This window comes from Pseudomonas putida (assembly GCF_009883635.2).
GTDB classification, from domain to species: Bacteria; Pseudomonadota; Gammaproteobacteria; order Pseudomonadales; family Pseudomonadaceae; genus Aquipseudomonas; species Aquipseudomonas putida_W.
On record NZ_CP026115.2, the window covers coordinates 24,778 to 36,175 of the forward strand.

The window sequence follows — 11,398 nt, forward strand, 5'->3', positions numbered from 1 at the left end:
AGCAGCGTGATCCAGCACCCTGTTGGGGCCTCAAACCGGAGAGGTTGAAATGAGCGCCGAGAAAACCTACAGCGAAAAGGATGTGTTCAGGTGTTTCAATAGTGGCGACCCCGTTACCGTCAACGGCTCTGCCTGCTACTGGGGGGCATCTAACCGATACTACGTTAGCTTCACACCGACGCCCAAATATGAAAATTTCCAGCGTTTTGACTGGAGCGAGATCAAAAGCTTCGAGTCCCTTGAAGAAACAAAGCAAAGAATAGCAAACGAATTTTCCGAGTTTTTCAAGAAAGGCTGGCGGCTAGTGAAGACCAGCTACCACGATAAACTTCATAGCATCCCTCACCCACTCCTGCTCGAGCGAAAGGCTTCTGAAGGTTATGCCGACTTTCTGATTGGCAAGGTCTCGATGGGTAACGACTCAAATACAATCACGCTCATCAGCGATGATGACGTCAACGCATTGAAAACCAAAATTGCCAACCCCCGGTTTTTAAAAAGGCTCGTCAACGTTTATTTCCCATGCTATGAGTTGAACTACGCCTTCTTTTTCCTCAGCGACAATACCTCAGTCCCTGACTTCGTGGACATGGAAGCCACCCGATACCAGGCATTCGTGCATGAAATCGCACCTGATTTTGTTCTTGAACTACCCGGTATCACCTCTTCGCTTACGGTCGAATCTCCCGTCGAACCTGCGGTCGAACCTGCCTTGGCGCCCGAATTGGCCGAACTGCCCAACATGACAGGCTTCGAGCACACTACGTTAGGCACAGGTGATTGCGTCTGGGCAAGCCCCTGCCATGTGCTGGCAGACCGGGACCTGCAGCTGGACGAGACCGTTCACGTCTGGGCCGTCGACCCCATGGACGGGCGCGTGCTGAAAACCGTTTCGCTGACTGCGACCGAAGATAACAAGGCCCGCGTGGCTTGGCCTGTTGCGTTAGTCAAGGCGATCCAGGCCAACGACACGCTGGTCGATGGTTCCGTGCTGCTCCAGGCCGGGCATCTCTCGGACGACGCCGAACTTACTGAAAACACCGATGCCCCCACCTCGCAAACTTTCACGGGCTACAACAACATCGAGAAAAGCCAGGTCGACCGTTTGTGGGCATTTAATTCGCATTGCAAGCTGCTCAGCAACCTTCCGTTCAAGGCCAATCAAGTCTGTGCACTCACGCTTCCAGATGCAGCGCCGTCATTGGGAGAGCGTGCATGCATCCAAGTACGCCACAGGACCAGCCAGCACCTGTACGAATCCCATTTTTTCCGGCCCGATGCGAACAGCGCCAGCGGTAGCTGGAGCCAACAGATGTGCGAATTTCTCAACCAGCACAGTACGATGCTAAGGGCCGGCAAGCGCCAGGACGATGGCATCAGCATCACGCCCGCGCTGCAGGGTAATCGGCTCTGGATACCGCAATTGTCCGACCTTTCTGTTCAACTTGAATCCGTCACTTGGCTTGAGCATGCATCATTCATCGTGAACGCGGATCTGGCGTTGGATAGCGAGGTGATGATTGCGGTACACGATGATGTGACGGGCGCACCGCTGCCGGGATCGCCGTTCACGTTCTCCCCAAGTATTGAAACGCAGGCGCAGAACCAATGGCCAGGGGCGTTGGCCAGCCAGTTGGCTGACAGCCCATTGGCACCCTACATCAAACTGGAACAGGCAAGCGGCGGCGGCACGGCCCCTACCTCGACATGGCGTTGCTTGCGCGCAGGGGTTCCACTTCGCATCTGGATGAGCGAGCCCTTGGCTTCAGCTGGCTGGTCAAACCGCTCCGGCGAGGATATCGATGACGTGCTTGACGCCTGTCTTGACGACGAAAGTGTTCAGTTGGTAATTGAGAGCCGTGACATGCGCACGGGATACCTCTGCCACACTTCATCCATTACCTTGTCGGCGATGGAACCTTCGATAGATCAGGCAGAGAAGCGGGCCAAGCTGGCGAAAACGCTTGACGAGCACTTGAAACAAAACGGGGTTGTTTGGCTTGGACTCAGCATTGACTCCAACGTTTCCGGCACCTCCCTGAACAACTGGAAAGTGCGTGAAGCAACTGTTCTCCAGCTACAGACGACATATTGGAAAACAACACCAACACCCATAGCGACTGGAAGCCAAGACACCAATCATATACCCTTCCATATTAATAAATTCATTATGAGCGGGCCAGGGCAGGCGCTTAAAAACAACCACAGACATAGACCAACCAGTGACTCACGCGATTCACGCCATTTAAGTGCCCCAGACGACTCATATGATTTATACCTAGACATACTTGAAAACACTGACAGTCTCAGCGATATCCCTATATATATCGAAAAAAAAATCAAAAAAAACCTCACACAAATCAATATACGAGAACCACAAATCAAAGAAAAACCCATGAGCAATCGCGTCAAGCAATTCTACGAATTGCTCATCAAAAACTCCGATAAACCCTCTTGGAACCTTGTCGAAAATTCAAGACCCATCCCCCAGAACTCTTTAACAACTTATACCAACCAAGATCTTATTCTCCCTGACTTTTTTTACTACATCAAAAAGACTCACGATATGCCTTTGCCTTTCACAAAGGCCTTCGCTCACAGAAAAGCCATTAAAAAGATCTTATCAAACCTAGCAACCACCCAATGCCACTTCGCAACTATCGACATCCACACCTGCTCTCCACTGCGGCAACTTTGCATTGTGCTTGATGCTCAAGCCATCGACAAAGGCCTTTCTCTAGTCTCATGCAGCCGAAATGACGCTGGACTTGCACTCGACTTCAACGTCCCTTTCGAACTCGATGAAGATAGCGCTTCAGTAGGAATCTTGATCGGCATCATATCTCCTAATCTTCTGTGGAGAAAAATTCAAAGCTGCACAACAACAAAAGAAATAAATACCGAAAACCCTGCACACGACACACTGTGTGTCGACCTGGCAAATACCGAAGGCTCCGAGCTCTTTGCCTCTAGCGGTTCGCAGCCTCATGGTGTCTCACCCCAGACAGGCCTGTTCCACTTCCATCACACAGTTGCAACGCTCTCCAGCCTCTCCGGCAACACACCTGCGATCCCACTGGTGCTCAACTATTCGCCGTTACGTGCTAACGAAAGTGCCCTCGGCGATGGCTTCGCGTTCTCCGGTTTTTCATCTTACGACAATCGAAAGCGGCGCTTGATACTGAGCAACGGTACCGTACATGAGCTCAGCATCGATGACATCAAGCAACTGATCAATGGGGAGTCGGTAGTACGCCTTGGCTATATCCTCAATACAGCCCAAGGGACTACCGACGAGCTGAGTGCTGCAGGTGGTAAACGTAAGGTCAATCACCTGACGGCCTTTACGATCGAATATCTGAACGGCCACGAAGAAGTCCTTGGGCTCCCCCAGACCCATGACAACCTGGAAAGTGGCGGAGCCTATAAAGATAGGCTTAAAAGCAAGATCAATGAAATTCTCGCGAACATCGATGCAGCACTGGAGGATCTGAAAACCCCATCAAAAGATGCGCCTCCGGTATGGAGTATTTTCGGTAGCTTGTTTAACGTAGGCATTGGTTCCTTGGCAGGTTCAACAGTTGATGACTACGAAAAAAAACAATGCATACAACTCTCTTCCATTGTCGCGAACTTTATCAGTACCGCATGGGGCCTCGACGCTTTAGGCAAAGATCGGGAAAAGCTCAAACAGGTCACCGCGAATAAATCACAGCTGAACAAACTGAAAACCGAAATGGCGCTCGCACTCGCCGATGCCGAGCGAAATGCCTTGATCCTGGTGCCCTTGCAACTCAAGGCCGACAACCGAGCGCTGCAACTGGACTGGCAAGGCGTAAAGGGCCATGTCCGCCTGAATAGCATAAAGGACGGTGTCAACGTGCTGCTCAAGGCCGAACACTCCGCCGAGCCGGTGCTCAAGGGTAGCCAACAGAGCGTCTTCACCCTCTGGCCAGAGACTGATGAGCGCTGCTGCATCACCCTGGACATCAAGGACTGCCTGCTCAGGCGTTTGACTCGAACCAGCGGTTCCCCGACCGACAAGCCCGACCAGCGCCTGCACTTCCAGTACACCGCGACGCCAATCCTGGACAATGTATTGTGCTGCGTTGCCGAGGACGATGGTTCACGGGAAGTGGTCGCCTACGACTGGCTACATCGCAATGCATTACCTCGCGTCGAACTGCACACCCTCGTCCCCGGTGGCCAACAACCCAATACCCACCACGCCTGGACCTGGGAAGGTAGGGAACAAATCACCGCAGCCACCCGCTACGCGCACGCGCCTGTCGGCAGCGACCTGCAACAAGTTCCATCCACCCGCTGGGAGTGGTCCCACAGCGCAGACGGTGCCACCCAACTTGCGCGCCTGATCGAAAAAGTCCCCGGCGAGCAGCAGCGCATCACGCGCCATGTCTATCAGACCGACAACACCGTGCCCACTCCGCTGCGCCAGCCGCGGCAAACAGAGCAGCACATCACCGTCGAAGATCTTCGCGTCGCCGCCACTGCCGAGGAACAGCAGCCATGACTAGCACGGATCAGACCACCTCCAGCCCAACGCCCACCCTTCCTGCGGCTTCGCTCACGGAAACCGCGCTTACCCGTTACCGCCCAGGCGGCCTGGAACCTATAGAGTTCATCACTGACGATGGCTTGCACACACGGCTCTGGTACTACGAAACCGACGCCCATCCACTGGATATCAGCACGCTGGTTGCAGGGCTGACACTGGCCAAGGTCACCACCGGTACCAACGCCTCTCTGGGCACCACCGGCAGGGCGCTGGCCAATGCCGCCCAACTCACCTGCACCCAGCGTCCGGAGGCGGGTAAAGGCCTGCTGCCACTGTGCACGCAATACCAGTACCTGCTGCTGCCCGACGGTACCCGCCAGGCTCCGGTACTGACCCTGTTCGGCTACGCCCTGAACCAGCGCGACGAGCACGGCACCCTGCTGCCCAACACCGTGCTGACCTTCGAAGGCTTCGAAGCCTTTGCCGACAGCGATACCCTGGCCTTGAAGGACGTGAAGCTGGCCAAACCAACAGCGCTGTCCGTCTCCCTGGTGCAGGCGAACTACCAGCACCAGGCCGGCGCGGTCCGCAGCAGCGAGCGTATCGCCACCCAGTGGTACCAGAACGACAACGCCCGCAGCACCCAGACCGTGACCGAGATCGTGACCAACAACCAACAAGCCGCTACCTACGAACTGCTGCGCACCACGCCCTACTCGACCGCAACGGCCATCCTGCAACGCCAGATCGTGTCGGCGCGCACCGGCCGCCTGCTGCGCGAAACCCGGCAAGACAGCGAGGGCAAGGCCATAGCGTTTATCTGCCATCGGTACGATAGCCTGGGCCGGGGGCTGCGCAGTGACACCTATGCTTTCAATGAAGAGGCCTTTACCACTGGCGTGGTGACTTCGCTGGTGCCCACCCAGTCGCAATCCATCCACTACGCGGAAGACGGCACGGGAAACTGTGTCAGGAGTTGCGACGCCCAGGGGCGTCACCAGCAGTGCTATTACGATGGCCAGCAACGCATCGTGCGCCGTGAGCTGCAACGCGTGCCAGGGACTGACCACGGCCCCGACAACTACTGCACGGTGGAACAAACATCCTGGGACAGCGATGGGCAAATGGCCGGCCAAGTGATGTTTGACTACTTGCCGGGTGGCCTGCGCATCGACAATGTCAAAGCATTGCCCGAGCAGAGCAAGGACTGGTTCTGGCAAGCCCACGGGCATGACCCGGTGATTACCGACGCACACCAGAATGTGTCGCTGACCACGCGTTCCACCTTGGGGCTGATCTCGCAAGGCGCACTGGCCACACAACAAACCACCCAGCGCAACCTGCGGGACGGGTCGGTCACCCTGACGCACGAAACCTGGAAAGGCCTGGAACAACCTGCCGCCGGTGCTGCCATCACGACCACCCAGACCCTCAACCAGAAAGGCCAACGCACCCAGGTGACCGAGGAAATTCCCGGCTATGCGAAGCAAGCCAGAACCTGGGCTATCAGCTACGACGGCCTGGGCCGCCCAGAGAAACTGACTCAACCGGACAAATCGATCATTGCCTGGGCCTATGAAGGCTTGAACGAAGCCCCGACCCGCATCAGCGTGAAGAAGTCGGCGAACGCGCCGGAACGGGTACTGGCCAGCCGCACGTTCAATGAGGGCACCGTGTCGACGCTGGTCAGGGGCAGCGATACCAGCCAAACGCTGCGAGCCCGACCAGACGGGTACGTGAAGCCAGACGGCACCAGCCTTTACCATGCTCGCAATGACGATGGCAGCCTGTCCTGGTATGCACAAAAAGGCAGCAGCACCGCTAACAGGACACCTTTGGTAACCTTCAAGCTGAGCCCCGTCACACAGGCCTTGCAGGCCGAACGCCCGGTGCAGGGTGACCATCAAAGCCTGGTCACCAGCGAAACCTTGCAGCCGCTGTTGCTGGGCACCTGGCGCTTCAACCGGACAGTGCACGGGCAACAGCAGCGCGATGAGGGTTCGGCCTCCTTGCGCGGCGCCTTGACCGGCACATGGAACAGCAACGACCTGCCCCTGCAAGCCTGGGAGAATGCCCAAGGCTACCGCAGCCGGTTGCGCCGGGGATCACTCGAGTACCACTACACGTACACCGCACTGGGCCAGTTGGCCTGCCTCACGGTGCAAGACATGCGCAGCGGCCAGCACTTGCAGGTGCTGCACGACTACGATGCCTTCGGCCGCGAAACCAAGCGCAGTTATGCGCTGAACGGCCAGGAAAAGGTGCGCTACGAGCAAACCTGGTCACCGGCCAGCCAGCTGCTAAGCAAGACGCTGTACCGCGACAACACACGGGCAAGAACCGAGACATTCGTCTATTACACCAGCGTGACTGGTACCAGCGATGAATTGCAGCAGTGGACCGTGGACGCAGTGGCGGGCGAAGAGGTCAAGGATGACGAAGGGTATGCCATCAAGAAAGAGACTTACCAATACGACGAACTGGGCAGCATGACCCAATGCTCGACCACGCGTAGCAACAACGACACGCTGGTACGTACCTACGCCTACGACGATGCGAAGCATCCAACTCGGCGTACCGCGATGACCTGCACTGCGACCCTTGCCGGCAAGACCAGTGCCCGCACGGTCACCCTGACTTACGACGCCAACGGCAACCTGGCGACCAACGAGCGGGAACAGTCCCTGGCCTACACTGACAGCGGTCGCCTGAGGTCAGTGACTGCCAAGGGTGGCACGACGCCGCTGACCTATTACGAGTACGACGAACATGACCGGCTGATTGCCCAGTGTGATGTCGCCAACAACCAGCGGCGCATTCTCAACTATGGGGCAAATGGCCTGAGCGGCGAAACCTGGCTGGATGGTGCAGGCAAGGTACTCAAGCGCCTGACGCTGGATGACCAGGCAGGCCTTGCGGTTGCCTTGGGCGATCAATGGCTGTTCGTGCTCGGCGACCCGCAGACCGGCGGAGGTGACGAATACCAGTTCAAGGACGGCGCCTGGGTTCGCCATTCGGTCACGTTCACGCCCTGGGGCGTCACCCATCTGGCCACCCTCAACGCTCAATCGGTGGGCGTCGGTTACAACCGCCAGCGGGTGGATCGGGTGACGGGTGGTATCCATCTGGGCGACGGTTACCGTTTCTACGACGCCCAGCACAAAGTGTTCTGCCAGCCCGACGACTGGAGCCCCCTGGGTGCAGCCGGCCCGAACGACCGTGCCTACTGCCCGAAAGCCGACCCGGTCAACTTCGAGGACCCCAGTGGCCACATCATGCTCAACCGCCAGGCCCAAGCCGCCAGCCTGGCACGGCTCGATACCATTATTGCCGCGTTGACTCCCCGCACGGAGGCGGAGACGGCGCCGCCCCAGGCTGCCAGCATGTGGGAATGGCTGTTATTCGCTGGCATGACGATTCTGGGCGGGCTGATGATCGTAGCCTCGGCGGGCACCCTCAGTGCGCCCGTGATCGCCGGGCTGATGATCGCCTACACAGCGGGTGCCGCAGTCACGGCGACGGGGATGGCATTGAGGCAGTCGAACCCGGAGCTGTCGCGGATATTGGAACCCGTGGGGCAAGTGATGATGGCACTGGCCAGTGCGCCGGCATTCGGCTCGCAGATGGCCGGGGTGGCAAAGGCGGTGATGTATGGATCGACGCTGGCGTATTCAGGTTTGACCATTGCGCAGGTGTCTGTGCAACAGAGTAACCCTGAACTGGCGAAGAAACTGGGATGGGCGGCGATGGCTGCTGGCCTGCTAGGCTTGGCTTATAGCGGAGCCAGATATCTGGGAAGCGTACTTGGAAAATTGGGTTCAAAAGCGTTGACCGCCGTACGCTCCCTGCGCCTTTCAATACATTCCAATAGTATGGGTAGAATATTGGGCCGCTCGCGTAGCTGGATGTACACGCCGGGTGTTGTGGCTCGCCCCAGCCTTAACCAGAGACTAGGAGCATCCCTAATGAAACAACTGGGAATGCGCATGCCGCAAAGAGTCAACGGCAAGATTGGCTATCCTGCGGGGGGAACTGGAACCCCCCTACCCGGTGGCTCCAGCCAAGTCCCCCCTGCTGCGCCTCCACCATCGAACGATTCATCTTGGCTCTCCGGTGCATTTAATACCGCCAAAAAATCACTCATGCCTGGCACTCAAAGACCGCCGATGGAGGCGATCCCAAACCGTACTGCGCTTGCCGAGCAACTGATTAATGCCGAAAGCAACAAACCTTTCAGCCAGGCAGTCAGTATGGTGAACTCAAATCTGGCATCCAACGGAGCTGCCGATATTTCGAGAGCGAAGCTAGGGCAGTACGTGCAATTAACGCAGGACGTAGACGCCGGAAAAATCAGTAACACGACAGCATTCTTTGAGTCGGCCGGTGGATGGGTAGGCGATACGACTTCGTCGGCCCCTGACCGGATGGTCGGTGCGTTGTTCAACTTTGGAGGTGCCATGCTCTCAGGTGCACAAGAGGCTGATAACCTGAAGAAAGGACTCATTTTCAGAAGCCCTCCGAAATAGTGTTCATAGCTTTTCTTGTTCTGGCGCCTGTACCGGCCTCATCGTGGGTCTGTCCACGAAAGAACCGGCACAGGCTCATCCAGCACCAGCACCTTTGGCATCAGCGCCCGGGCAATTGCGATGGGCTGGCACAGCCGGAGCCATCCACGCATCACCGCTGGTAGAGAATCACCAGGTCATTGATCACCGACGGCCGCTCCTGGCCGACCACGTGGGTGTTGATCTCCAGGGTCAGCTGGGTACCACGCTGATTCAACTCCACCGCCTTGACCCGAGCCCGGGCATGAATGCGCGAGCCGGCCGGCACCGGCGCCGGGAAGCGCAAGCGGTCGGAGCCGTAGTTGATCTGCGTGGTGAAGCCGGTGATCTCGAAGCCCAGCGCCAGCTTCAGCCGCGATTGCAGCACCTGCACCAGCGCGCCGTGGGCGATGGTGCCGCCAAACGGGCTGCTGCGCCGGGCCCGCTCGGGGTCGGTGTGGATCCAGTAGTCGTCACCCGAGAGCTCGGCAAAGGCGTCGATCAGTGCCTGGTCCACCAGCAGGCTGTTGCTCCAGCCGCTGTACTGCTCGCTGACCAGGGCCTGCAGGGCGGCCTGGTCCTGGCAGTCGACTTGCAGGCGGTTATCGGAGGCCTCGGCAGGCGCCACCTCCTCGACCACCCGTGGTGCCTCCAGCGCGGCGGCGTCCTGCGCAAGGCCAGTGAAACGCAGCAGCCGGGTGCCCTTGCCATCGACTTCGGCAAACACCGGCTGCAACGGCATGCCGATGCGGATCTGCTCTTCCTCCAGGCCCACCAGGGTGGTGTTGACCCGCACCCCTTCGGCCAGCTCGACCACCGCCAGCTTCTGCGGCATTTCATCGCTGAAGTCCGGCAGGGTCGCAATCCGCGCCAAGGTGTAACTGTACAGCGTCGCCTGGCCGCTCACTTCGCGCCACGCCGGGTCCGGCGCCAGGCAGGCCGGGCAGTGCCGGCGCGGGTAGAACAGCCACTGGGCACAGGCGCCACACTGCTGGACCAGCAGGCGACGGGCCTTGAGCCCTTCCCAGAACGGCGCGGAGATCTCGGTCGCCACGGGCATCGGTTTGTTGTTCGACATGATGGTCATGCTCCCTGAAGAATCAATGCGCCCTGCTCGCTCATCACGCCGCCGGTACCGGAGACGTAGACACTGTCGCAGCGCTGCAACTGGCGTTCGCCCGCGGCCCCGGCGATCTGCGTGACCGCCTCGATGACCTGGGACATGCCCCCAGCCGAACCGGCCTGGCCAAAGCTGAGCTGGCCGCCATGGGTGTTCATGGGGAAGTCGCCGCGCCAGGTCAGGTCGTGCTCGCGGACGAACGCCATGCCCTCGCCCTTGCCGCAGAAACCGGCGTCTTCGAGGGTCAGCAAGGCGGTGATGGTGTAGCAGTCGTAGATCTGCGCGGCATCGACATCGGCCGGTTTCAGCCCGGCCATGGCGAAGGCGCGGCGCGAGGCCGGGCCGACCGGCGTGTGCACCATGTCCTCGGCGTAGGTCGGCGACTTGAAGGCCAGGTGCTCGCCGAAGCCGGTGATGAACGCCGGGCGTTTGCGCGCACGCGCCGCCAGCTCCTTGTTAGTGATGATCAGCGCCGCGCCGCCAGCCACCGGCATGACGATCTCCAGCACGTGCAGCGGGTCGGCGACCATGCGGCTGGCCAGCACCTGCTCCACGGTCAGCGGCTGGCCGAAGAACATCGCCTGCGGGTTGGCCTGGGCGTTGGTGCGCTGGTCCACGGCGATTTTCGCCAGGGCCCGTGGGTCGTAACCGAACTGAGAGGCGTAGCGCTGGGCGATCATCGCGTAGCCAGTGTTCTGGCCCATGTGGCCATAGGGCAGGTCGAATTCCGCCTCGGGGGCGCCGAACGCCGTGCTATGCCCGCCAAAGCGCATGGCCCGGGCCATCCAGCCCGGGTCTTCGTCCGGCCCCAAGGGCGCCATGCGCGCCGGCAGCACGCACAGCACCGCCTGGCACAGCCCCAGTTCGATGGCAGCTGCGGCGCGCCAGACCATGCCGACCGAGGTGCAGCCACCGAGGTCGACCACTTCGGCGAAGTTCAGCCGCAGGCCCAGGTATTCGGCGGCCATGGCCGGGACGAACACCGAGGCTTCGTGGAACTGCGGCCCGTTGATCACCAGGCCGTCCAGGTCCGAGGCCTGCAGGCCGGCATCGCGCAGGGCCTGGGCGGCCAGGTCGGCGACCTGTTCGAGGTGGAACATTTTCGGTGCCGTGGCGTACTTTTCCGGCTTGTACTGCGCGGTACCGACTATTGCTGCGTGGCCTTTGAGCCCCATGGTGCCTCCATGCCGGCGCCCGCAGGCGCCAGCGTTGTCAGGT

Annotated in this window: 4 protein-coding genes; 2 read left to right on the plus strand and 2 right to left on the minus strand. The window is 59.3% G+C overall.

Annotated features, from left to right (window positions below; translation table 11 throughout):
- The first annotated feature begins 49 nt into the window (after nt 1–49).
- Nucleotides 50–4,531 (plus strand): hypothetical protein, encoded by a 4,482-nt coding sequence (locus tag C2H86_RS00115; RefSeq protein WP_159410907.1) that lies wholly within the window; start codon nt 50–52, stop codon nt 4,529–4,531.
- Nucleotides 4,528–9,042, plus strand: coding sequence for an RHS repeat-associated core domain-containing protein (locus tag C2H86_RS00120; protein WP_163985924.1), 4,515 nt, complete (start codon nt 4,528–4,530; stop codon nt 9,040–9,042). The genes C2H86_RS00115 and C2H86_RS00120 overlap by 4 nt, the downstream gene beginning before the upstream one ends.
- A gap of 151 nt (nt 9,043–9,193) precedes the next feature.
- Here C2H86_RS00120 and C2H86_RS00125 read toward each other — a convergent pair whose 3' ends face one another.
- Together C2H86_RS00125 and C2H86_RS00130 are read right to left on the minus strand one after the other, a co-directional pair.
- On the minus strand, nt 9,194–10,138 hold the full coding sequence (locus tag C2H86_RS00125) for an OB-fold domain-containing protein (protein ID WP_159410909.1): 945 nt from the start codon (nt 10,136–10,138) through the stop codon (nt 9,194–9,196).
- 5 nt (nt 10,139–10,143) lie between these two features.
- Nucleotides 10,144–11,355 (minus strand): thiolase family protein, encoded by a 1,212-nt coding sequence (locus tag C2H86_RS00130; RefSeq protein WP_159410910.1) that lies wholly within the window; start codon nt 11,353–11,355, stop codon nt 10,144–10,146.
- Nucleotides 11,356–11,398 lie beyond the last annotated feature (43 nt).